The organism is Acidovorax sp. YS12 (assembly GCA_021496925.1).
GTDB lineage: Bacteria > Pseudomonadota > Gammaproteobacteria > Burkholderiales > Burkholderiaceae_C > Paenacidovorax.
The window spans coordinates 4,408,864-4,431,513 of sequence record CP053915.1 but is presented as its reverse complement, the minus strand read 5'-3'; the positions used below and the strand labels follow the sequence as shown (position 1 = coordinate 4,431,513).

Genomic DNA, 22,650 nt, shown 5'->3' with positions numbered 1-22,650 from the left:
AAGGTTTCCCCATGTCCGAATCCAGCCCCAAGAACGCTCCCGCGAGCGCCTACCGCGCCACGCTGAACATGCCCGACACCCCCTTCCCCATGCGCGGCGACCTGCCCAAGCGCGAGCCGGGCTGGGTGAAGGAATGGAACGAGCAAGGCATCTACAAGCAGCTGCGCGCCGCCCGGCGCGGCGCGCCCAAGTTCATCCTGCACGATGGCCCGCCGTATGCGAACGGCCAGATCCACATCGGCCACGCGGTGAACAAGATCCTCAAGGACATGATCGTCAAGGCGCGCCAGCTCGAAGGCTTCGACGCGCTCTACACCCCGGGCTGGGACTGCCACGGCCTGCCGATCGAGAACGCCATCGAGAAAAAGCACGGCCGCAACCTGCCGCGCGACGAAATGCAGGCCCGGGGCCGCGCCTTCGCCACGGAGCAGATCGCGCAGCAGCTGGTGGACTTCCAGCGCCTGGGCGTGCTCGGCGAGTGGGGCAACCCGTACAAGACCATGAACTTCGCCAGCGAGGCCGGCCAGTTGCGCGCGCTCAAGAAGGTGATGGAGCGCGGCTTCGTCTACCGGGGCCTCAAGCCGGTGTACTGGTGCTTCGACTGCGCCTCGTCGCTGGCCGAGTTCGAGATCGAGTACCAGGACAAGCAAAGCCAGACGCTGGACGTGATGTTCCCCGCCGCCGACCCGGCGCGGCTGGCGGCGGCCTTCAGCCTGGAGCGGCTGGACAAGGACGCCTTCATCGTCATCTGGACCACCACGGCCTGGACGATTCCCGCCAACCAGGCGCTCAACGTCAACCCCGAACTCGAATACAGCCTGGTGGACACGCCGCGCGGCCTGCTGATCGTGGCCTCGGCCCTGGTGGAGAAGTGCCTGGCGCGCTGGCAGCTCGAAGGCCGGGTGCTTGCCACCGCGCTGGGCGAAAAGCTCGACCACATGCCCTTCCAGCACCCGCTTGGCGCCATGGACAAGGGCTACGACCGCATCTCGCCGGTCTACCTGGCCGACTACGCCACGGCCGAGGACGGCACGGGTATCGTGCACTCGGCGCCGGCCTATGGCGTGGACGACTTCAACAGCTGCGTCGCCAACGGCATGGACTACCAGGACATCCTGAACCCTGTGCAGGGCAACGGCGTGTACGCGCCCGAGCTGCCGCTGTTCGGCGGACAGCACATCTGGAAGGCCGTGCCGGTGATCCTGGACGCGCTGAAGGTGGCCGGGCGCCTGCTCGACACCACCACCATCACCCACAGCTACCCGCACTGCTGGCGCCACAAGAGCCCGGTGATCTACCGCGCCGCCGCGCAGTGGTTCGTGCGCATGGACGAGGGCGAGGGCGTGTTCACCGACCCGGCGCAGAAGCCCGCCAAGACGCTGCGCCAGATCGCCCTGGAGGCCATCGAGCACACCCGCTTCTACCCCGAAAACGGCAAGGCGCGGCTGCGCGACATGATCGCCGGGCGGCCCGACTGGTGCATCTCGCGCCAGCGCAGCTGGGGCGTGCCCCTGCCCTTCTTCCTGCACGTGGACACCGGCGCGCTGCACCCGCGCACCATGGAAATCATCGACCAGGCCGCATCCATCGTCGAGCAGGGCGGCATCGAGGCCTGGAGCCGCGTGGGCGCCGCCGACATCCTGGGCGCCGAGGACGCGGCGCACTACACCAAGAGCACCGACATCCTCGAAGTGTGGTTCGACTCCGGCTCCACCTTCTGGCACGTGCTGCGCGGCACGCACGCCGGCATGCACCACGACGAAGGCCCCGAGGCCGACCTGTACCTCGAAGGCCACGACCAGCACCGCGGCTGGTTCCATTCGTCGCTGCTGCTGGCCTCGGCCATCTTCGGCCGCGCGCCCTACCGCGGGCTGCTCACGCACGGCTTCACGGTGGACGGCCAGGGCAAGAAGATGAGCAAGTCGCTGGGCAACACCGTCTCGCCGCAGGAGGTCAGCGGCAAGCTCGGCGCCGAGATCATCCGCCTGTGGGTGGCGGCCACCGACTACTCGGGCGACCTCGCCATCGACGACAAGATCCTGGCGCGCGTGGTGGACGCCTACCGCCGCATCCGCAACACGCTGCGCTTCCTGCTGGCCAACGTGAGCGACTTCGACCCGGCCCGCGACGCCGTGCCGTTCGGCGAAATGCTGGAGATCGATCGCTGGGCGCTGACGCGTGCAGCGCAGTTCCAGGAGGAGCTGCTGGCGCACTACAAGGTGTATGAGTTCCACCCCGTGGTCGCCAAGCTGCAGCTGTTCTGCTCGGAAGACCTGGGCGGCTTCTACCTCGACGTGCTCAAGGACCGCCTCTACACCACCGCGCCCCGCAGCCTGGCGCGGCGCAGCGCGCAGACCGCGCTGCACCAGATCACGCACGCCATGCTGCGCTGGATGGCACCCTTCCTGTCGTTCACGGCGGAAGAGGCCTGGAAGGTGTTCGGCAGCTCGGCGTCGATCTTCACCGAGACCTACGGCACCATCGCCCACGCCGACGAAGGGCTGCTGGCCAAGTGGCAGCGCATCCGCGCGATCCGCGACGTGGTGAACAAGGAAATCGAGGCCGTGCGCGCCTCGGGCGGCATCGGTGCCTCGCTGCAGGCCGACGTCACCCTGGCCGCCGCGCCCGAGGACCACGCGCTGCTCGCCAGCCTGGGCGACGACCTGAAGTTCGTGTTCATCGTTTCCGCTATTGAATTGGTAGCTGGTAGCGCGCTCCAGATAAGCGTCCGCACCCGTTCCGATGCCAAATGCGAGCGCTGCTGGCACTACCGCGCCGACGTCGGCCACGACGCGCAGCACCCCACCCTGTGCGGGCGCTGCACCAGCAACCTGTACGGCAGCGGCGAAAGCCGCGCGCACGCATGATGGCGCGCGCGGGCAAGGGCGGCACCGGCAGCCTGTGGCCCTGGCTGGGCTGGGCGCTGGTGCTGTTCATCGCGGACCAGTTCACCAAGACGCTGATCCTGGGCGCCTACCAGCTGGGCGACGCCACCCCCATCACGGGCTTCTTCAACATCGTGCGCGCGCACAACACGGGCGCCGCCTTTTCGTTCCTCGCCGATGCCGGGGGCTGGCAGCGCTGGGGCTTCACGGCGTTCGGCCTGGTCGCAGCGCTGTTCATCGTCTGGCAACTGCGCCAGCACCCCGGGCAACGGCTTTTCGCCTTCGCGCTCTCCAGCATCCTGGGCGGCGCCATCGGCAACGTGGTGGACCGGCTGCAGCACGGCTACGTGGTCGACTTCCTCGACTTCCACCTGGGCGGGCGGCACTTCCCCGCGTTCAACCTGGCCGACAGCGCCATCACCGTGGGCGCGGTCTGCCTCATCATCGACGAGCTGCTGCGCGTCAGGAAGGCGGGCTGACCGCCCTCGCCACCGCGCCCGGCGTGAGCCCGTAGGCGCGCACGAAGTGGCGCGTGAAATGGCTCTGGTCGTGGAACCCCGCATCCAGCGCCGCCTGCGCGATGGGCCGCCCCGCAAGCAGGTCGCGCCGCGCCCGCTGCAACTGGCGCTGCAGCCGGTAGGCATGCGGCGGCAGGCCCGTCTGGGCCCTGAACACGCGCAGGAAATGCCAGGGGCTCAGGCCCGCCTCATGCGCCAGCTCGGCCAGGGCCGCGCCCTCGTGCGGCGCGGCGTCGATGCGCTCGCGCGCACGGCGCACCGCGCCTGAAAACGCGCTGGCCGGCGCGGGCGGCGCGCCGAACAGCGCGGCCAGCACCTCCAGCAATTCCTGCTGGGCCGCCTCGCCCGCACCGGGGCTCGCCAGCGCCGCATGCAGCCGCAGGAACGCCTGCGCCGCGCCGCGCGCGCCGAGCACGGGGTGCTGGAACTCGGCCCCGGGCGACAGGCCCAGCAGCGCCGCGTGGCGCGCGACCACCGGCGCATCGAGGTAGAGCATGCGCCAGGCGCGCGGCTCGCCGCGCACCGGGCGGCCGTCGTGCACCTCGCCCGGGTTCACCGAGATCAGGTCGCCCGGCCGCGCGCGCACCTCGCCGCGCCCGCTGGCCGAATCGTGCGCGCCGCGCAGCACCACGCCGATGCCGAACTGGTCGTGCGTGTGCCGCCCCAGCGCCCGGCTGGACGACGCCTCCACCGCGAGCACGCCGGGCCAGCCGGTGGCCTGGGCCGCGAACCGTTCCTGCATGCGTTCCATGCCCGCATTCTGCCGGGGCGGGCGGCGCAAGATCGTGCAAGACCCATGCCGCGCCGCCGCGTAGCGTGAGGGTTTTTTGACCATGTCCCCACGCCTTGCCGGATACCTGCTGCTCGCGCTCGCCATGACGACCGTCGGATCGACGGTGATCGCCTCCAAGCTCATGGCGGGCAGCATCCCCCCTTTCCTCGCCACCGCGCTGCGGCTGGCCCTGGCGCTGCCCGTGCTGCTGGCGCTGGCCCGGCTGCGCGGCGAGCGCTGGCCCGCGCTCACACGCCGCGAGGGCGCGCTGCTCACGCTGCAGGCGGCGGCGGGCAGCGTGGGCTACACGGCCTTCCTGGTCGCGGGCATGGCGCACCTGCCGGCGGCGGACGCGGGCGTGCTCATCGGCACGCTGCCCGCGATGGCGGCGCTGTTCTCGGCCGCGGTGCTGGGCGAGCGGCCCGGCGCGCGCCTGTGGCTCGCGGTGCTGCTGGCCACGGGCGGCGTGATGGCCGTGGCCTGGAACGGGCGCTCGCTCGCCGCGTCGCCCGGCGTGCCCCTGGTGCTGGCGGCGGTGGTGTGCGAAAGCGCCTTCATCCTGCTGCACAAGCGCATGGCCCGGCCGCTGCCGCCGCTGGCGCAGGCCACGGCCATGACGGGACTGGGCCTGCTGGTCGCCCTGCCCTTCGCGACGCTCGAACTGCCCGCGGCCGCGCTGCCGCCGCCCGCGGCCATCGCCGCCGTGGCCTGGTACGCGCTGGTGCCCACGGTGGGCGGGTTCCTGCTCTGGTACGCGGGCGCCGCGCGCGTGGCCGGCAGCGAGGCGGCGGCCTTCACCGCCGTGGCGCCGCTCACGGCCGTGGCGCTCGCGGCGCTCTGGCTGGGCGAGCCCGTGGGTGCGCGCCAGGCGCTGGGGGCCTTGGCGGTGCTGCTGGGCATCCTCGCACTGGCGCTGCCCCGGCGGGGCTGAAGCGGGCAAACGGGGCTAACAGGGCGATTCGGGGGTATGCTGCAATGTTCTGCGCCGCGGAGGGGGCATCCCCTGCTGCGGCCCCTCCGAACCCGTGTACCGCCCATGAAGCATCTGCTCAACCTGCTGGCCGCCATTGCCCTCCTGGTGTGGGGTACGCAACTGGTGCGCACGGGCGTGCTGCGCGTGTTCGGCGCCAACCTGCGCAGCCTGCTGGCGCGCAGCATGGGCAACCGCTTCAGCGCGGCGCTGTCCGGCATCGGCGTCACCGCGCTGGTGCAGTCGAGCACCGCCACGGCGCTGATGACCTCCTCCTTCGTCGGCCAGGGCCTGATCTCGCTGCCCGCCGCGCTGGCCGTGATGCGCGGCGCCGACGTGGGCACGGCGCTCATGGCGGTGCTGTTCTCCACCGACCTGTCGTGGCTCTCGCCGCTGTTCATCTTCGCCGGCGTGGTCATGTACATGGCGCGCCAGGACACCACGGCCGGGCGCGTCGGGCGCGTGTTCATCGGCCTGGGGCTGATCCTGCTGGCGCTGCGCCTGGTGGTGGAGACCAGCGAGCCGCTGCTGGCCTCGCCCGTGGTGCGCACGCTGCTGGGCAGCGTCAGCAGCGACCTGTTCGCCGAGCTGCTGGTGGGCGCGGCGCTGGCCGTCATCTCGTATTCGAGCCTGGCCATCGTGCTGCTGATCGCGGCCATGGCGGCCTCGCACGTCGTGCCCATCGAGGTGGCCTTTGGCCTGGTGCTGGGCGCCAACCTGGGCAGCGGCCTGCTGGCCATCCTGACGACGCTCAAGGCCTCGGTGGAAGTGCGCCAGGTCACCTGGGGCAACATGGTCTTCAAGGTGCTGGGCGTGGCGCTGGTGGCGCCGCTCATCGGCCTGTGGCTGCGCCACGCGCACCCGCGGCTGGGCGACATCGCCACCAGCGTGGTGCTGTTCCACCTGGCCTACAACGTGGTCGTCAGCCTGGGCTTCATCGGCATGACGCAGTGGGTGGCCTCGCTCATGGCGCGGCTCATGCCGCCAGCCGACCCGGCCAGCAAGAACCCGCTGCGCCCGCGCCACCTCGACCCCTCGGCGCTGGCCACGCCGTCGCTGGCCATCTCGTGCGCGGCGCGCGAGGCCCTGCACCAGGCCGACCTGGTGGAAGCCATGCTGGTGGGCATGTACACCGTGATCCGCACCGGGGACCTCAAGCTCTCGGCCGAGCTGCGCCAGCTCGACGACTCGGTGGACGAGCTGTATTCGGCCATCAAGTACTACCTGACGAAGATCTCGCGCTCCGAACTCGACGAGCGCGAAGGCCGGCGCTGGACCGACATCATCGGCTTCACCATCAACATGGAGCAGATCGGCGACATCATCGAGCGCGTGCTGATCGACATCGAGGACAAGAAGATCAAGCGCGGCTTTCGCTTTTCCGAGGCCGGCATGCAGGAGATCACCGAGCTGCACGGCCGCCTGGTGGACAACCTGCGCCTGGCGATGAGCGTGTTCCTCAACGGCGACGTGCGCGACGCGCGGCGCCTGCTCGAAGAGAAGGTGCGCTTTCGCGACCTGGAGCGCAGCTACGCGGCGGCGCACCTGGCGCGGCTGTCGGACCGCACGGTGCCCAGCATCGAGACCAGCTCGCTGCACATCGACCTGCTGAGCGATCTCAAGCGCATCAACTCGCTGCTGTGCTCCATGGCCTACCCGATCCTGGAGCCCACCGGCACCCTGGCGCCGAGCCGCCTGCAGGACGCGGCCCCGGCACGCCCTCAATCCTGAGCAGACTGCGGCCGGCGCGCGTAGCGCTGCGCCAGCACGGCGCAGACCATGAGCTGCATCTGGTGGAACACCATCAGCGGCAGCACGATGGCCCCCACGGCATGCGAGGCGAACAGCACCTTGGCCATGGGCACGCCGCTGGCCAGGCTCTTCTTGGAGCCACAGAAGACGATGGTGATCTCGTCCTCCTTCGAGAAACCGAGCCGGCGGCTGAGCCAGGTGGTGCAGCACAGCGCCAGGGCCAGGATCACCGCGCACACCACCAGCAGCCCGGCCAGCGCGGGCAGCGGCATCTGGCGCCACAGCCCCTCGGCCACGGCCGCGCTGAACGCGGTGTAGACCACCAGCAGGATGGAGCCCTGGTCGACGAACTTGAGCACCGGCGCATGGCGCTGGGTAAAGCCGCCAATCCACGGGCGCAGCAGGTGCCCGGCAATGAAGGGCACGAACAGCTGCAGCATGATGCGCCCGATGCTGTCCAGCGCATCGTGCTGCGCGGCGGCCGTGCGCGACAGCAGCAGCCCCGTGAGCAGCGGCGTGATCACGATGCCCAGCAGCGTGGAGGCCGACGCGCTGCAGATGGCCGCGGGCATGTTGCCGCGCGCCATGGCGGTGAAGGCGATGGCCGACTGCACCGTGGCCGGCAGCGCGCACAGAAACAGCACCCCCAGGTACAGATCGGGGGTGACCAGCGGCTGCAGCACCGGCCGCAGCGCCCAGCCCAGCAGCGGAAACAGCACGAACGTGCTGGCCACCACCACCAAGTGCAGCCGCCAGTGCGACAGCCCCGCCACGATGGCCTGGCGCGACAGCTTGGCGCCGTGCAGGAAGAACAGCAGCCCCACGGCCGCCACCGTGAGCCCCTCGAAAAAGCGCGCCACGCCGCCCGATGCGGGCAGCACGCTGGCCAGCGCCACCGTGGTCAGCAGTGCGAGGGTGAAGTTGTCGGGCAGAAAACGGGAGCGGGCCATGGCAGCAGGGCGAAACGGGGCAAGGCGCCGATTGAAGCGCAGCCGCAACCCAAAGAGAAATCGATTTCTCTGATGGTTTTATGATTCCAGCGCATGAATGTGACCTTGCGCCAGCTCCAGGTGTTCCTCGCGGTGGCCGCCACGCGCAACTTCAGCCGCACGGGCAGCCAGATCGGCCTGACCCAGCCCGCCGTGAGCCGCAGCATCACCGAGCTGGAGGCGCAGCTCGGGCTGCAGCTGCTCAACCGCACCACGCGCGAGGTGGAGCTCACCGACGCCGGCCGCAGCCTGGCCGCGCGGCTGCCGCGCGTGCTGGAGGACCTGGAAGCCACGCTGCTCGATGTGCGCGGCATGGCCACGGCGCTGCATGGCCGCGTGCGCGTGGCCAGCAGCCCCACGCTGTCGGCCAACCTGCTGCCCGGCTGCATTGCGCGCTGCCAGCGCGATCTGCCCGGCGTGCAGGTGGTGCTGCTCGACCGCATCCAGAACGACGTGCTGGCCAGCGTGCTCTCGGGCGAGGTGGATTTCGGCGTGGTCATCGACCCCAGCGAGCGCGAGGCGCTGCACTGCGAACCTGTCTACACCGAGCCGTTCTGCCTGGCCTGCCCGCCCGCGCACCGGCTCGCGCGGCGGCGCCAGGTGCGCTGGACCGACCTCGCGGACGAACCGCTGGTGCTGCTGGACCACGCCTCCGGCAGCCGCCGCCTGATCGACCGCGCGCTGGCCGCGCAGGGCGTGCAGGCCCGGGTGGCGCAGGAAGTCGGGCACCCCACCACCATCTTCCGCATGCTCGATGCGGGCCTGGGCGTCTCGGTCATCCCCATGCTGGCGCTGCCGCCCGAGGGCCTGCCGCGCCTGGCGGTGCGCCCGCTGCAGCCGCGCGTGGACCGCGACATCGTGCTGGTGCACCGGCGCAACCGCGCCCTCTCGCCCCTGGCGCAGCGCGTGTGGGACCTGGTGCGCGGCGTGGCCCGGGAACGCCAGGAGAGCTAGTGTGCTGTCCCGTAAATAGCTGCACAAAATGAAATCGATGGATTCGTGTTCAGGGCGAGGCGCAGACCGCAGTGATAGCCGTAGCTATCACGAGGATTTGCAACGACGCCCTGGGCGCGAAGACGCGATTTCATGTGCAGTTATTTACGGGACAGCACACTAGCCCGCGCCGGGCTACCACCCCAGCGCGGCGGCCAGCACCAGCGCCGCCTCGGGCGTGAAAGCGCCTCGCGCCAGGCGATCCAGCAGCGCCTCGGGCGCCAGCAGCTCGAAGCGCTCCACCTCGCCATCCTGGTTCTGCGGCACCATGCCGCCGGGCACGGTGGCGTGGAACCAGTCGATGCGCTCGACCATGTAGCCGCAGCCATGGGCCTCTTCGCTCGGCACGGCCAGCTGCACGTGCCCGCCATGGGCCACGCCGTGCAGCGCCTCCAGGCACAGGCCGGCTTCCTCCCAGGTCTCGCGCGCCAGCGCCTGCGGCAAGGTGTCGGCGGCCGAAACCATGCCGCCCATCAGCGTGTCCCACTGGCCCGGGTTGTTGGGTTTGTCGAAGGCGCGCAGTTGCACCCACATGCGCCCATCGGGCGCGCGGGCCACCAGGTGCACGGCCTGGGTGGCCAGGCCCAGCGGGCGCACGGCGCCGCGCTCGATGGTGCCGATGCGCCGGCCCTGGGCGTCGCACACGGCCAGTTGCTCGTTGCGCCAGGGACCGCAGCGCCCCTGCGCGCGCAGCGCCTGGGCCAGGGCATCGAGCGCAGGCGTGGCCTCGCCGGAAGCGTGCAGCGACCAGCCCGATCGCTCATCTTTCAATAGCTGGTAGCGCTTGTCCAGCAAGCCTTTGGAGGCAATTTCATCCAAAACCCCGGGTTCCACCGACCCGACGGCCTGCCCCGCCACCCACAGCGGCAGGCGCGGCACGCGCGGGGGCCGCTGCGCCCGCGCGCGCGCCGCCGCCACCCAGGCCGGCGCCGCGCTCACGGCAGCGTGAGGATGGTGGAGCCGGTGGTCTTGCGCGCTTCCAGGTCGCGGTGCGCCTGCTGCACGTCGGCCAGGGCGTAGCGCTGCGCGATGTGGATCTTCACCTGCCCGCTGGCGACCACGGCGAACAGGTCGTCGGCCATGGCCTGCGTGGCTTCACGCGAGCTCATGTGGGTGAACAGCGTCTGGCGCGTGACGTACAGCGAGCCCTTGGCGCCCAGCACGCCGGGCGCGAACGGCGGCACCGGGCCCGAGGCGTTGCCGAAGCTCGCCATCAGGCCGAAGGGGCGCAGGCAGTCGAGCGACTTGTCCCAGGTGTCCTTGCCCACCGAGTCGTACACCACCTTCACGCCCTTGCCGCCGGTGATCTCCTTCACGCGCGCGGCAAAGTCCTCCCTGGCGTAGTTGATGGCGTGCGCCGCGCCATTGTCCAGCGCCAGCTGGCACTTGGCATCGCTGCCGGCAGTGCCGATGAGCTGCAGGCCCAGCGCCCTGGCCCACTGGCAGGCGATCAGGCCCACGCCGCCCGCGGCCGCGTGGAACAGCACGAAGTCGCCCGGCTCCAGGCCTTCGGCGGGGCGCGTTTTCTTCAGCAGGTACTGCGCCGTCAGGCCCTTGAGCATCATGGCCGCGCCGGTCTCGAAGCCGATGGCGTCGGGCAGCCTGCACACACCCTGGGCGGGCATCACGCGCGCCTCGCTGTAGCTGCCGGGCGGGTTGGCGGCGTAGGCGGCGCGGTCGCCCGCGCGCAGGTGCGTGACGCCCTCGCCCACGGCCTCGACCACGCCGGCGCCTTCCATGCCGATGGTCGCGGGCAGGGACAGCGGATACAGGCCGGTGCGGTGGTAGACGTCGATGAAGTTCAGGCCGATGGCGCGGTGGCGGATGCGCACCTGGCCGGGGCCGGGTTCGCCCACGGGCAGGTCGGCCAGTTCGAGCACTTCGGGGCCGCCATGCTGGCGGATTTGGACGGCGAGGGACATGGGCTGCTCACTCCTGGAGAAAACGCGGGCGGGGCCGCCCGAGGCAAAGCGGCCATCGTGCCATGTTTCGGCCGCCCGCGCTGCAGGCGGAAATGCAAACGGGTACAGTTGCTCCCCCTATGACCGCCCGCCTCTCCCCCGCCACCGTCGCCATGCTCGTCGCCGCCCCGCTGCTGTGGGCCGGCAATGCGGTGGTGGGCCGCGCCGTGAGCCCGCTGATCCCGCCCATCACCCTGAACTTCGTGCGCTGGCTGCTGGCGTTCGTGGTGCTGCTGCCGCTGGCCTGGCGGGTGCTGCGGCCGTGCAGCGGGCTGTGGCCGCACTGGCGCCGCTATGCGCTGCTGGGGCTGCTGGGCATCGGCAACTACAACGCGCTGCAGTACCTGGCGCTGCAGACCTCCACGCCGCTGAACGTGACGCTGGTGGGCTCGGGCATGCCGGTGTGGATGCTGGTGATCGGCGCGCTGTGCTTCGGCGTGCCGGTGGCGCGCCGCCAGGTGGCGGGCGCGCTGCTGTCGGTGGCGGGTGTGCTGACGGTGCTCAGCCGCGGCAGCTGGGAGCAGTTGCTGGCCCTGCGCCTGGTGCCCGGCGACCTGTACATGGTGCTGGCCACGATCTCCTGGGCGTTCTACAGCTGGCTGCTGGTGCGCACCAGCGAGCCGCAGTCGATCCGCACCGACTGGTCGGCGTTCCTGATGGCGCAGATGGTGTTCGGCCTGGCCTGGTCCGGCGCCTTTGCCGGCGTGGAGCAGGCGCTGCACCCGGCCCCGGCCACATGGGGCCTGCCGCTGCTGGCGGGGCTGGCCTTCATCGCCATCGGCCCGGCCATCCTGGCCTACCGCTTCTGGGGCGTGGGCGTGCAGCGCGCGGGGCCGGTGCTGGGGGGCTTCTTCATCAACCTCACGCCGCTGTTCGCCGCCGTGCTCTCGGCCGCCTTCCTGGGCGAGGTGCCGCAGCCGTACCACGGCGTGGCGTTCCTGCTCATCGTGGGCGGGATCGTGGTGACTTCCAGGCGCGCTTGAGTGCTTCTTCTTTGATAGCTGCCAGCGCTTGATGGCAAAGGGCTGGAGGCCGATTTGGCTTGAAGCCTCAGCCCGGTGCCTGCCCCGCCAGCGCCACCAGTTCCTGCACCGGCATGGGCCGGCCGTACAGGTAGCCCTGGTACAGCGTGCAGCCGTGCCCGGCCAGGAAGTCGCGCTGCGCCGCGGTTTCCACGCCCTCGGCGATCACTTCCAGCTCCAGCGTGCGCGCCATGCCGATGATGGTCTGCACGATCACGTCGTCGGTGTGCTGCTGGCCGATGTGGCGCACGAAGGACTGGTCGATCTTGAGCTGGTGCAGCGGCAGCCGCGTGAGGTAGGCCAGCGAGGAGTGGCCGGTGCCGAAGTCGTCCATGGCGAAGCGCACGCCCTTGGTGCGCAGCTGGTGCATCTTGGCGATGGAGTCCTGCACGTCCTCCAGCACCAGGGACTCGGTCAGCTCCAGCTTGAGGCGGTGCGCGGGCGCGCCGGCCTGCTGGACCTGGGCGATCACCTGCTGGGCGAAATCCGGCTGGCGGAACTGCCGCGCGCTGACGTTGACCGCCAGCTGCAGGCTGGCGCACTGCGGCACCTGCTGCCACGCGGCCAGCTGCATGCAAGCCTGGCGCAGCACCCACTGGCCCAGCGGCACGATGAGGCCGCTGTCTTCGGCGGCGGCGATGAACTCCCCGGGCGGCACCATGCCGCGCTGCGGATGGCACCAGCGCAGCAGCGCCTCGACGCCCACCATCTGCCCCGCCAGGGTGAACTGGGGCTGGTAGTGCAGCTCGAACTGGCCTTCCACCAGCGCGGTCTGCAGGTCGGTCTCCAGGCGCGCGCGCTGGTTGATCTCCACCTGCATCTGCGGGTCGAAGAAGCACAGCGCATTGCCGCGCTGGGCCTTGACCTGGTACATGGCGATGTCGGCGCGCTTGAGCAGTTCCACCGCGCTCTGGCTGCCGTCGCTGAACAGCGCCGCCCCCATGCTGCAGGAGCCGCGGTGCACCTGCTCATCCAGCGCGTAGGGCTGCGCCAGGGTATGCAGGATCTTCTCGCCCACGTGCCGCACCTGGCGCGCGGCCTGCGCCGGGTCGGGCGACAGCTCGCCCAGCATGACCACGAATTCGTCCCCGCCCAGGCGCGCCACCACGTCGCAACTGCGCACCGATGCCTTGAGCCGCTGCGCGACCTGCTGCAGCAGCTGGTCGCCCACCTCGTGGCCGCGCGTGTCGTTGAGCACCTTGAAGTGGTCCAGGTCGAGGAACAGCAGCGCCCCCGTGTGCCCCGAGCGCTGCACCTGCTGCGTGGCCTGGCCGAGCCGGTCGAGCAGCAGGCGGCGGTTGGGCAGGCCGGTGAGCGGATCGTAGAACGCGAGCGACTCGATCTCGGCGCTGGCGCGGCGCAGCTCCGTCACGTCGTGGTAGCTGATGACGCGGCCGCCCTCGGGCGTGGGGCGCTCGGTCACCTGCACGTACAGGCCGGGCGCCAGGTACTGCTCGAAACTGCAGCCGTCCGGGTGGTGCAGCAGCAGCATGCGCCGCTGCACCCATTCGCGGCGCTCGGCATCGCTGGCGCCCGGGAGCTGGCAGCGCGCGCTGATCTCCAGCACCGCCTCGAACGTGAGCCCCTCGGCCAGCGTGCCCTGGAGCCAGGGGAACAGCTCCTCGTAGCGGCGGTTCCACTGCACCACGCAGTGCTGTGCATCCAGCAGCATGAAGCCGCTGACCATGGAGCCCAGCGCCTGGTCCAGCGTGGCCTTGGCCTGGGTGATTTCCTGGCGCGCCGCATACATGCGCACCAGGAACGACTGCACCAGCGCCCCCGCCGCCAGCACCATGGCGGCGAACAGCAGGGCCGCCCACAGCACGCGCATGCGCTCGGTGTGCGAGCCAGCCAGCGCGGCCTCCGTGCTCAGGCTGGCGGAAATCCACAGCTGCGGGTACAGGCTGGGCTGCGCCACCACCAGCGCATCGACCTGCGACAGCCGGGCCTGCTGCCCCCAGTGGGCGCCGGGCCGCAGGGGCTGCGGCGCGGCCTGGCGGGCCGTGGGCGCCGCGGGCACGGCCAGCAGCCGTTCGCCATCCTGGCGCTCGAACGTCACCTCCAGGCCGGCGATGTCGACGCTCTGCATCAGCACCGGCACCAGCATGGCCACGGGCACCTGGGCCAGCGCCAGCAGGCGCGTGCCATCCTCCAGGCGCACGGCGCGCGCCATGTAGAGCACGCGCTCGGAGCTGGCGAAGCTGACCATGGGGGCGCTCACCACCATCGAGGCGACGGGCGGGTCGAGCACCTGGCGCAGAAAGCGTTCGGGCAGGTCCACGGCCAGTTGCTCCGCCGCCGGGTCGGACGACGCCAGCACGCGGCCCTGTTCGTCCAGCAGCGCCACGAAGCGCACCGTCAGGTTCTGCCGCGTGGCGCGGCGCAGCACCTGGCTGGCGGCGGCGGCGTCCACGGGGCGGCCTTCCAGGGCCGACAGGCCGAGCATTTCGTCGGTGCTGGCCAGCAGCACGTCGAAGCCCAGCAGCACGCGGTTGAGCGCGGCCTCGGCCCCGGCCACGAAGTGCACCACCTGCGCCTCGCTGTCGGCCAGGTCGGCCTGGCGCATGCGCTGCATCAGCAGCGCAGCCCCCAGTGCCAGGGCCGCCAGGAAGAACGCCACCAGGCTCCAGACGGTGATCCGGATGCGCGCCAGGGTGAACGTGGGTATCGTCATCGCGCTGCGGGCGCGCGCATGTTGCGCACCGGGCCTATGGTCTGGTTCCAGACGGCGGCGCAATCCACGCTGCAGCGCTGCAGCCAGCGCGGCAGGATCACGGTCTCGAAGATCTCGCGGCTTTTCTGCATGTCCTGCGCCGAGGGCTGCACCGCCACCATGCGCCCCTTGCGCGGCAGTCCGCACTGCGGCGCGCCGCTGTTGCAGGCCACGCCGTCGGCGGTGTCGCGCTCGGCGGCAGCCCAGATGGTGCGCTCGAGCTGCGGCAGCTCGCGCTGCAGCAGCGCGCGCAGGTCGGGCGGCAGTGCATTCCAGGCGGTCTGGTTGGCCGCAAAGATCGCCAGGCCCCAGGTCACGGGCAGGGTGTAGAGGTATTGGGTCACCCGGTACAGGCCCAGGGTGTGGCCCGACAGCGTCCCGGTGATGGCGCATTCGGTGTCGCCCGACTCCAGGCTGTGCATGAGCTGGGCAAAGGCGGTGTGCACCGGCAGCGCCCCCAGCGCCCCGACGAAATCGGCCTGCCCCACGGACGACACGCGCACGCGCCGCCCGGCCAGGTCGGTCAGCTGGGCCAGCGGCTTCTTGCAGAACAGCACCTGGGCCGGATAGGCATAGATGGCCAGCAGCTCCACGCCGTGGCGCTGGCGCAGGTCTTTTTCCAGGTAGGGGCGGAAGGCCGCCACGGCGGCGCGTATGCCGGCCATATCGGTCCCGATGCCGGGAAGGTCGGCCGCCGCGTACTGCGGGTACTGCGCCGCCAGCGCGCTCACCAGCACCGTGCCGAAGGGCAGCACGCCCAGCTGCATCAGGCGCAGCATCTCCGCGCCCGGCACGCCCGCACGGTCGAACGGCACGATGTCGGCGCTGTAGCGCCCCTCGCTCAGGCGCGCGAGCTGCTGGGTCCAGAACGGCTCCTCGTGCTGCAGGTACTGGTTCACCCCGGCCAGGCCGCCCACCACGCGCAGCTTGTACGGCGCCGGGGCCGCGCCGCCCTGCGCCAGCGCGCCGCCGCACCACGCCAGCAGGGCCACGCTGGCCCAGCGGCGCAGGCACGCGGGCAGGACGTCCTTCAGCAGCGGCAACAGGTGGCGCACGGGCCCTCCGGGAACAGACAGGGAACCCGCATTGTGACGGCTATCGGACGCAACGAAACCGGCGCAGCCCACGCGAGGGCAGCAAGCCAAGGGCTGCCCTGCTGCGAGGGCCGCATTCCCCTGCCCGTAACGCATGAAACCGGCGCAGCCCAAGCCAGGCAGCCGCGGAGCTGGCTTTGCCAGGCCGCTGAGCTAGCGCTCCCCCTCCCGGAGCGCGAAGCGCGTAGAGAGAGGGGGAAAGCGCGAAGCGACTCAGGGGGTGCTTCATTTCAATGGCGGTTCTTGAACATGCGCTGGTGCAAGCGCCGCAGCGACCACCAGACGCTGCCGGCCACCAGCGGGATGGCCACCGCCGCCGTGCTTTCGGGCGACCAGGGCCAGCCCAGCTTCTGCGCGCCCTTGGCCAGGTAGCTCACCAGGCCGACGATGTAGTAGGTGATGGCGGCCACGGACAGCCCCTCCACCGTGGACTGCAGCTTGAGCTGCAGGTCCTGGCGCTGGTTCATGGCGCCCAGCAGCGCCTGGCTGCTCTGCTGCTGCTCGATCTCCACGCGCGTGCGCAGCAGGCTGCTGATGCGCGAGACGCGCTGCGACAGCCCGTCCTGGCGCCGCGCCACCCATTCGCAGGTATTGCGCGCGGGTGTCAGGCGCCGGTCCATGAACTCGCCGATGGTCTGCATGCCCGCCAGGCGCGACTCGGCGATGTCGCGGATGCGCCGGTCCACCAGCTCGAAGTAGGCATTGCTGGCGGAAAAGCGCGAGTGCGTGGCGGCGTGCTGGCTCTCCACCTGCCCGGCCAGGCGCGTGAGCCGGTCCAGCAGCGCCGGCTCGGCGTCGCGGTCGGCGCTGCGGATGGCCTCTGCCAGCGCCGCCAGCTCGCGCTCGGCGCTGGCCAGCACCGCCGCGGCGTCGCGCGCCGCCGGCAGGCCCAGCAGCGCGGCCATGCGGTAGGTCTCGATCTCCAGCAGCCGCTGCACCAGCCGCCCCAGGCGGCGCGGCGTCATGCCGCCCGCGAGCAGCACCATGCGCGAGCTGCCGTCGGCATGGATGGCAAAGTCGGTGAACACCTCGCCATGGCCGTCGGCCACGGTGGAGGCCACCAGGGTGTCCTCGCGCAGCACCTGGGGCACGAGCGAGGCGTTGCCAAAGCCCTGCGTGGGCAGCACCCACAGGTGCAGGCTGCACAGGCACTGGCCGGGCAACTGCGCCAGCCACCCGCGGGGCACGCTCTCGCTCGCGCCCGCAGGCTCACGCTCGGCAAAGCCATCGGCCGCCAGGGGCGCCATGAACGTCCAGCTGACGAACTCGGTGTGCAGCTCCCAGCGCAGCCGGAATGCGCCGAGATCCACGCGCAGGTGGGTGTTGTGCTCGCCCGGCAGCGGCTGGTGGTGGTCGCGCAGCAGGGCCGCCAGGTGGGCCCGGCTGGCCTCGCGCTGCGCGGCGTCGGCCCACATGACGACGTGCGTGATCGCCATCGGCGCCGCCAGAGCCTCGGGCGGGCGGGCATGGATCTCGTTGTGCAGCAGCGCGCGTTGCGGGTGCAGTGCGGGAAGGGGAGTGTGGTGCATGGTCGGGGCGGGTATGTGGGGCTAATCCTCGGTGAAGGCGTCCTGGCGCGTTTGCTTGACCGCCGGCAGCAGCACGAGCACCAGCAGCAGCGCGGCGGCCGCCAGCAGCCCCGCCGACAGCGGGCGCGTGACGAACACGCTCCAGTCGCCGCGCGACAGCAGCAGCGCGCGGCGCAGGTACTCTTCCATCATCGGCCCCAGGATGAAGCCCAGCAGCAGCGGCGCGGGCTCCATGCCCAGCTTGTGGAACACATAGCCGGCCAGGCCGAAGGCGCCCACCATCCACACGTCGAAGCTGTTGTTGTTCGTGGTGTAGACGCCGATGGCGCAGAACAGCACGATGGACGGGAACAGCCAGCGGTAGGGCACCGAGAGCAGCTTGATCCAGATGCCGATCAGCGGCAGGTTCAGGACCACCAGCATCAGGTTGCCGATCCACATCGAGGCCACGAGGCCCCAGAACAGCTCGGGGTTGTGGGTCAGCACCTGCGGGCCGGGCTGGATGTCGTGGATGGTCATGGCCCCGACCATCAGCGCCATCACGGCGTTGGGCGGGATGCCCAGCGTCAGCAGCGGGATGAAGGAGGTCTGCGAGCCCGCGTTGTTGGCCGATTCGGGCGACGCCACGCCGCGGATGTTGCCCTTGCCGAACGGCACCTCGCCGGGGTGCAGGCGGGTTTTCTTCTCCACCGTGTAGGCCGCGAACGCCGCCAGCAGCGCGCCGCCGCCGGGCAGCACCCCCAGCACCGAGCCCAGCGCCGTGCCGCGCAGGATGGCGGGCGTCATGCGCCGGAAGTCCTCGCGCGTCGGCATGAGCCCCTGCACCTTGGCGGAAAACACCTCCCGCTCCTCCTCGGGCCGGGACAGGTTGGCGATGATCTCGCCATAGCCGAACACGCCCATGGCGATGGCCACGAAGCCGATGCCGTCGATCAGCTCCGGCACGTCGAAGGCGAAGCGCACCGTGCCGGAGTTCACGTCCGTGCCCACCACGCCCAGCAGCAGGCCCAGCACGATCATGCCCACCGCCTTGAGCAGCGAGCCCGAGGCCAGCACCACCGCGCCGATCAGGCCCAGCACCATGAGCGAGAAATACTCCGCCGGGCCGAAGTGGACGGCCATCTCGGCCAGCGGCGGCGCGAAGGCCGCCAGGATCAGCGTGCCCGCGCAGCCGGCGAAGAACGAGCCGATGCCCGCCGCCGCCAGCGCCGGCCCGGCGCGGCCGGCGCGCGCCATCTGGTAGCCATCGATCACCGTCACCACCGACGACGACTCGCCCGGCAGGTTGACCAGGATGGCCGTGGTCGAGCCGCCATACTGCGCGCCGTAGTAGATGCCCGCCAGCATGATGAGCGCCGCCACCGGCGGCAGCGCGTAGGTGGCGGGCAGCAGCATGGCGATGGTGGCCACGGGGCCGATGCCCGGCAGCACCCCGATCAAGGTGCCCAGCAGGCAGCCGATGAAGCAGTACAGCAGGTTCTGCGCCGTGAAGGCGACGCCGAATCCGGTGGCCAGATGTTGCAGCCAGTCCATGCCTCACCCCGCCACGAAAGCCGGCCACAGCGGCAGCTGCAGCTGCAGCAGCTCGACGAAGGCCAGGCTGCTGCCCGCGGCCAGCACGCTGGCCAGGACGAACACTTCCTTGAAGCGCAGCGGCCCGCTGGCCAGGCTGGCGATGAACGTGAGCGCATAGATGGCCGCCACCAGCCCCAGCGAGGGAATGCCCAGGCCGGGCAGGCCCGCCAGCAGAATGCCGAACGCGAAGTTGGCGCCCAGGATGCACAGGAGCGGCCGCCAGGCCCAGGGGCCGACCTTGTTGCCGCCCTCGGTCTGGATCACCGCCGCCTTGAAGACCACCAAGGCGCCGATGAACGCCAGCAGCCCCCCCAGCACCAGCGGAAAGTAGCCCGGCCCCATGTGCGCACCGCGTCCTATGGGGTAGCGCGTGGCGCCCCAGGCAAAAGCCAGGCCCACGGCCATGAACAGCAGGCCGGCCAGGAAATCCTTCTGGTTCTTGACTCTCACGATCCACTCCTCCCGGTGCAGCGCGGGGCTGCGGCAAAAAAGCTCTTGTTTTGATAGCTGCTAGCGCTTTCCAGCAAAGGGCTGGAGGCTTATTTTTCTAAAAATCGCCCCCACCCATGAAACCGGCGCGGCCCACGCCAGGCAGCCGCGGAGCTGGCTTTGCCAGGCCGCTGAGCTAGCGCTCCCCCTCCCGGAGCGCGCAGCGCGCAGCGCGTAGAGAGAGGGGGAAGGCGCCGAAGGCGACTCAGGGGGTGTCTCATTTTTCCACCGGCGGCGTGACCGCCACCACCTCCTCCAGCGTGGTCAGCCCCTCGGCCACGCGCAGCGCGCCCGCCAGGCGCAGCGGGCGCATGCCATCGTGCACGGCCTGGCGGCGCAGCGCGTCGATCGACGGGCTTTGCGTCACGCGGTCCTTGAAAGCCTCGCTCACCGTGAGCAGCTCGTACAGGCCCATGCGGCCACGGAAGCCCGTCATGCGGCACTCCACGCAGCCCACGGGCTTGTAGGGCTGGTAGCCGCCGGAGAGCTTCCAGGGCCGCACGGCCTCGGCCAGGTCTTCCATGCGCGCGCTCTCGTCGCGCTGCTTGCACTGCGCGCACAGCGTGCGCACCAGGCGCTGCGCCAGGATGCCGAGCAGCGTGGCGTTGATGAGGTAGTTGGGCACGCCCAGCTCCATCAGGCGGCTCACGGCGCTGGGCGCGTCGTTGGTGTGCAGCGTGCTGAACACCAGGTGGCCGGTGAGCGCCGCCTGCACCGCCATCTCGGCCGTGGGCAGGTCGCGGATTTCGCCCACCATGATGATGTCCGGGTCCTGGCGCATCAGCGCGCGCAGGCCCTCGGTGAAGCTGAAGTCGAGCTGCGGCTGCACCTGCGTCTGGTTGAAGCTGGGCTCGATCATTTCGATCGGGTCTTCCACCGTGCTGACGTTGACTTCCTCGGTGGCGATGCGCTTGAGTGTGGAATACAGCGTGGTGGTCTTGCCCGAGCCCGTCGGCCCCGTCACCAGGATGATGCCGTGCGGGCGCCGCACCAGCCCCTCCCAGCGGTCGGCGTCGTGGCGCGCGAAACCGAGCGCGTCCAGGTCCTTGACGGCGTTGTCGGGGTCGAAGATACGCATCACCATCTTCTCGCCGAAGGCCGTGGGCAGGGTCGAGAGGCGCATTTCCACCTCGTCGCCGCGCGGGTTGCGCGTCTTGATGCGGCCGTCCAGCGGGCGGCGCTTTTCCACCACGTCCATGCGCCCGAGCAGCTTGACGCGCGCCACCATGGCGTTGAGCACGCCCATGGGCATCTGGTAGACCGGGTGCAGCACGCCGTCGATGCGGAAGCGGATCACGCCCTGCTCGCGCCGCGGCTCCAGGTGGATGTCGCTGGCGCGCTGGTCGAAGGCGTACTGCCACAGCCAGTCGACCACGCGGATCACGCCCTGGTCGTTGGCGTCGAGCTGCTTGTTGGTCTTGCCCAGCTCGACGAGCTGCTCGAAGGTGCTGCCGCTGGCGCTGCCGCCGCTCTTCTGCGCCGCGCGCACCGACTTGGCGAGCGCGAAGAACTCGCCCATGTAGCGCTGGATGTCCTGCGGGTTCGCCATGACGCGGCGCACGCTGCGGCGCGACTGGCGCTCCACCTCGGCCACCCAGTCGTCGATGAAGGGCTCGGCCGTGGCCACCACCACCTCCTGCGGCGTGACCTGCACCGGCAGCACCTTGTGGCGCTCGGCGTAGTTGGCGCTCATGGCGTCGGCCACGCGGCCCACGTCCACCTTCAGCGGGTCGATGCGCAGGTAGGCCAGGCCGCTGCGCCGCGCCACGTACTCGGTCAGCTCCTCCAGCGGCAGCGGGCGGCCGCCCTCGGCACGCGCCATGGCCACGCTGGCCAGGCGCACCAGCGGGTGCTGGTGGCTCTCGCCCTGCGAGCAGCGGGCGATGGTGCGCTGTGCCTCCTCGGGCGTGATGACGCCGTCCTCCTTCAGCCACTCGACCACGCGGCGCCAGTCCAGCGGGCCGGTGATGCGGGGCGCGGCCTCGGCCTTGGGGGGGGTGGAATGCATGGGACGTCCTCCTGTTTCTATCCCGCCGCTATCGCGCCACGGGCTTGAACACGCGCAGCCACTTGGTGGCCGGCAGTTCCCAGCGCGCCTGCACCGCCTCGGCGCGCGCGCGCAGCTCGGCCGGTTTGGGCCGCGTGGGCTGGCGCTGTGCCAGCACCACCGTGTTGCCCTCGCGCGTGGGCTTGAAGGCCCACAGCGCCTCTTCGCCAAAGGCCTGCGCCATGCTGGCCAGGCTGCGCTCGTAGCTGGCGGCGCGGCCGAAGAGGTTGACCGTCATGCAGCCGTCCTCGGCCAGCAGCGCGCGGCAATCGGCGTAGAACTCCGCGCTGTCGAGCACCGGCGCGGCGGCCTCGTGGTCGTACAGATCGACGGCCAGCGCATCCACCGTGCCGAGCCATTCGGGTTTCTGGATTTCCTCGGCCGCGTCGGCCAGCACCACGCGCTGCAGCGGGCCGTCGGGCGGCAGCTTGAACCAGGCGCGGCACACGGCCTCGACGCGCGGGTTCAGCTCGACCACGGTGCAGCACATGCGCAGCTTCTTGCGGCAGAACTTGGTGATGGCGCCCGCGCCCAGGCCGAGCTGCATGGCGTGGCGCTTGGCGACGCTGGCGGGCTCGACGAACAGCAGCCAGGCCATCATGCGCTGCACGTATTCGAGCTCGATGGCGAACGGGTCGTCCAGGCGCATCGAGCCCTGGATCCACGGCGTGCCCAGGTGCAGATTGCGTACGTTGCCGTACTCGGAGACGCTGACCTCGGGCAGGTCAGCCGCGGCGGTTTTCTTGCGGGCCAATGGTGTCTACCAATCCAAAAGGGGCCAGGGCCTCGGCCCAGGCGTTGCGTTTGCGCTCGAAGCGCCAGGAGGCGTTGGCCGGGCTGGTCGATGGCAGGCGCAGCGACGGCAGGCCGTCGCCCAGTACCGCGCGCACCGCCTTGGCGTGCCGGAAGCTTTCGCCGCCATTGTGGGCGATGGCGGCCAGGCGCGGACAGCGCGCGCGCAGCGCGGCGAAGTCGTTGAGCGCGGCGTTGCGGATGCGCGCGTCCAGGCTGCCCTCGCGCTCGCAGGCGGCGTACACGTCCCACAGGCCCAGGCCGCGCGCCAGCAGCCACGCGCAGCGCGCGGCGTAGTCGTCGCGCCCGGGCAGCGGGTGCTGCGGCCACAGCGCCTGCAGCACGGGCCAGAAATGGTTGTGCGGGTGCGCGTAGTACTGCTGCGCGCGCAGCGAGGCCACGCCGGGAAAGCTGCCCAGCACCAGCACCACGGTGCGCGCATCGGCCACGGGACCGAGGCCCGCGAGGCGCGGCGCGGCAGGTTGCGTCGATATGGTGTCCTGGAGCGGCATGGATTTCCGAGACTATCAAAAAAAGAGCTGCCAGCGC

General features: G+C 70.9%; 18 protein-coding genes. 6 read left to right on the top strand and 12 right to left on the bottom strand.

The window, feature by feature from the left end:
- Nucleotides 1–11: 11 nt before the first annotated feature.
- Together ileS and YS110_19890 are read left to right on the top strand one after the other, a co-directional pair.
- Entirely contained in the window at nucleotides 12–2,867 is a 2,856-nt protein-coding gene (ileS, locus tag YS110_19895; protein UJB66866.1) for an isoleucine--tRNA ligase, read from the top strand.
- A complete protein-coding gene (locus YS110_19890; GenBank protein ID UJB67528.1) occupies nucleotides 2,867–3,364 on the top strand; it encodes a lipoprotein signal peptidase in 498 nt (165 codons plus the stop codon). The genes ileS and YS110_19890 overlap by 1 nt, the downstream gene beginning before the upstream one ends.
- Here the strand turns inward: YS110_19890 and YS110_19885 are convergent.
- Entirely contained in the window at nucleotides 3,348–4,145 is a 798-nt protein-coding gene (locus YS110_19885; protein ID UJB67529.1) for an AraC family transcriptional regulator, read from the bottom strand. The two genes, YS110_19890 and YS110_19885, sit on opposite strands and share 17 nt — an antisense overlap.
- A gap of 91 nt (nucleotides 4,146–4,236) precedes the next feature.
- On the opposite strand from YS110_19885, the gene YS110_19880 reads away from it, so the two are divergent.
- On the top strand, nucleotides 4,237–5,106 hold the full coding sequence (locus YS110_19880; protein UJB66865.1) for a DMT family transporter: 870 nt from the start codon (nucleotides 4,237–4,239) through the stop codon (nucleotides 5,104–5,106).
- Nucleotides 5,107–5,211: 105 nt separating this feature from the next.
- Nucleotides 5,212–6,876 (top strand): Na/Pi cotransporter family protein, encoded by a 1,665-nt coding sequence (locus YS110_19875; GenBank protein UJB66864.1) that lies wholly within the window; start codon nucleotides 5,212–5,214, stop codon nucleotides 6,874–6,876.
- Here YS110_19875 and YS110_19870 read toward each other — a convergent pair.
- Nucleotides 6,867–7,847: a bile acid:sodium symporter gene (locus tag YS110_19870; GenBank protein ID UJB66863.1), complete on the bottom strand. Its 981-nt coding sequence runs from the start codon at nucleotides 7,845–7,847 to the stop codon at nucleotides 6,867–6,869. The two genes, YS110_19875 and YS110_19870, sit on opposite strands and share 10 nt — an antisense overlap.
- A 93-nt stretch (nucleotides 7,848–7,940) precedes the next feature.
- On the opposite strand from YS110_19870, the gene YS110_19865 reads away from it, so the two are divergent.
- Nucleotides 7,941–8,840, top strand: coding sequence for a LysR family transcriptional regulator (locus YS110_19865; protein UJB66862.1), 900 nt, complete (start codon nucleotides 7,941–7,943; stop codon nucleotides 8,838–8,840).
- Between the two features lie 174 nt (nucleotides 8,841–9,014).
- On the opposite strand, the gene YS110_19860 is transcribed toward YS110_19865, so the two are convergent.
- Nucleotides 9,015–9,818 carry an NUDIX domain-containing protein gene (locus YS110_19860; GenBank protein UJB66861.1) on the bottom strand — a complete coding sequence of 268 codons (804 nt, stop codon included), beginning with the start codon at nucleotides 9,816–9,818 and terminating at the stop codon, nucleotides 9,015–9,017.
- Nucleotides 9,815–10,801: a quinone oxidoreductase gene (locus YS110_19855; protein ID UJB66860.1), complete on the bottom strand. Its 987-nt coding sequence runs from the start codon at nucleotides 10,799–10,801 to the stop codon at nucleotides 9,815–9,817. The genes YS110_19860 and YS110_19855 overlap by 4 nt, the downstream gene beginning before the upstream one ends.
- 119 nt (nucleotides 10,802–10,920) lie before the next feature.
- Here YS110_19855 and YS110_19850 point away from each other — a divergent pair, with 119 nt between their 5' ends.
- Nucleotides 10,921–11,823 (top strand): DMT family transporter, encoded by a 903-nt coding sequence (locus YS110_19850; GenBank protein ID UJB66859.1) that lies wholly within the window; start codon nucleotides 10,921–10,923, stop codon nucleotides 11,821–11,823.
- 67 nt (nucleotides 11,824–11,890) lie between these two features.
- On the opposite strand, the gene YS110_19845 is transcribed toward YS110_19850, so the two are convergent.
- The 8 genes from YS110_19845 to YS110_19810 form a co-directional block, all read right to left on the bottom strand.
- Nucleotides 11,891–14,536: an EAL domain-containing protein gene (locus YS110_19845; protein ID UJB66858.1), complete on the bottom strand. Its 2,646-nt coding sequence runs from the start codon at nucleotides 14,534–14,536 to the stop codon at nucleotides 11,891–11,893.
- Complete coding sequence (locus tag YS110_19840) at nucleotides 14,533–15,765, bottom strand: TRAP transporter substrate-binding protein (GenBank protein ID UJB66857.1); 1,233 nt, start codon at nucleotides 15,763–15,765, stop codon at nucleotides 14,533–14,535. Before YS110_19840 ends, YS110_19845 begins: the two co-directional genes overlap by 4 nt.
- A gap of 134 nt (nucleotides 15,766–15,899) precedes the next feature.
- Nucleotides 15,900–17,198 carry a DUF3422 domain-containing protein gene (locus YS110_19835; GenBank protein ID UJB66856.1) on the bottom strand — a complete coding sequence of 433 codons (1,299 nt, stop codon included), beginning with the start codon at nucleotides 17,196–17,198 and terminating at the stop codon, nucleotides 15,900–15,902.
- A gap of 21 nt (nucleotides 17,199–17,219) precedes the next feature.
- Nucleotides 17,220–18,731, bottom strand: coding sequence for a tripartite tricarboxylate transporter permease (locus tag YS110_19830; GenBank protein ID UJB66855.1), 1,512 nt, complete (start codon nucleotides 18,729–18,731; stop codon nucleotides 17,220–17,222).
- 3 nt (nucleotides 18,732–18,734) lie between these two features.
- Nucleotides 18,735–19,223: a tripartite tricarboxylate transporter TctB family protein gene (locus YS110_19825; protein UJB66854.1), complete on the bottom strand. Its 489-nt coding sequence runs from the start codon at nucleotides 19,221–19,223 to the stop codon at nucleotides 18,735–18,737.
- A gap of 256 nt (nucleotides 19,224–19,479) precedes the next feature.
- Nucleotides 19,480–21,270, bottom strand: coding sequence for a type II/IV secretion system protein (locus tag YS110_19820; GenBank protein ID UJB66853.1), 1,791 nt, complete (start codon nucleotides 21,268–21,270; stop codon nucleotides 19,480–19,482).
- A gap of 28 nt (nucleotides 21,271–21,298) precedes the next feature.
- On the bottom strand, nucleotides 21,299–22,063 hold the full coding sequence (locus YS110_19815; protein UJB66852.1) for a spermidine synthase: 765 nt from the start codon (nucleotides 22,061–22,063) through the stop codon (nucleotides 21,299–21,301).
- Nucleotides 22,035–22,613: a DNA-deoxyinosine glycosylase gene (locus YS110_19810; protein UJB66851.1), complete on the bottom strand. Its 579-nt coding sequence runs from the start codon at nucleotides 22,611–22,613 to the stop codon at nucleotides 22,035–22,037. Before YS110_19810 ends, YS110_19815 begins: the two co-directional genes overlap by 29 nt.
- Nucleotides 22,614–22,650 lie beyond the last annotated feature (37 nt).

Excerpts from the sequence above, each read along its gene's own strand:
- YS110_19830 (UJB66855.1), bottom strand. The coding sequence starts at position 18,731 with ATGGACTGGCTGCAACATCTGGCCACCGGATTCGGCGTCGCCTTCACG.
- YS110_19885 (UJB67529.1), bottom strand. The coding sequence starts at position 4,145 with ATGCAGGAACGGTTCGCGGCCCAGGCCACCGGCTGGCCCGGCGTGCTC.
- YS110_19820 (UJB66853.1), bottom strand. The coding sequence starts at position 21,270 with ATGCATTCCACCCCCCCCAAGGCCGAGGCCGCGCCCCGCATCACCGGC.
- YS110_19890 (UJB67528.1), top strand. The coding sequence starts at position 2,867 with ATGGCGCGCGCGGGCAAGGGCGGCACCGGCAGCCTGTGGCCCTGGCTG.
- YS110_19845 (UJB66858.1), bottom strand. The coding sequence starts at position 14,536 with ATGACGATACCCACGTTCACCCTGGCGCGCATCCGGATCACCGTCTGG.
- YS110_19835 (UJB66856.1), bottom strand. The coding sequence starts at position 17,198 with ATGCACCACACTCCCCTTCCCGCACTGCACCCGCAACGCGCGCTGCTG.
- YS110_19810 (UJB66851.1), bottom strand. The coding sequence starts at position 22,613 with ATGCCGCTCCAGGACACCATATCGACGCAACCTGCCGCGCCGCGCCTC.
- ileS (UJB66866.1), top strand. The coding sequence starts at position 12 with ATGTCCGAATCCAGCCCCAAGAACGCTCCCGCGAGCGCCTACCGCGCC.
- YS110_19880 (UJB66865.1), top strand. The coding sequence starts at position 4,237 with ATGTCCCCACGCCTTGCCGGATACCTGCTGCTCGCGCTCGCCATGACG.
- YS110_19840 (UJB66857.1), bottom strand. The coding sequence starts at position 15,765 with ATGCGTTACGGGCAGGGGAATGCGGCCCTCGCAGCAGGGCAGCCCTTG.
- YS110_19855 (UJB66860.1), bottom strand. The coding sequence starts at position 10,801 with ATGTCCCTCGCCGTCCAAATCCGCCAGCATGGCGGCCCCGAAGTGCTC.
- YS110_19865 (UJB66862.1), top strand. The coding sequence starts at position 7,941 with ATGAATGTGACCTTGCGCCAGCTCCAGGTGTTCCTCGCGGTGGCCGCC.
- YS110_19875 (UJB66864.1), top strand. The coding sequence starts at position 5,212 with ATGAAGCATCTGCTCAACCTGCTGGCCGCCATTGCCCTCCTGGTGTGG.
- YS110_19850 (UJB66859.1), top strand. The coding sequence starts at position 10,921 with ATGACCGCCCGCCTCTCCCCCGCCACCGTCGCCATGCTCGTCGCCGCC.
- YS110_19870 (UJB66863.1), bottom strand. The coding sequence starts at position 7,847 with ATGGCCCGCTCCCGTTTTCTGCCCGACAACTTCACCCTCGCACTGCTG.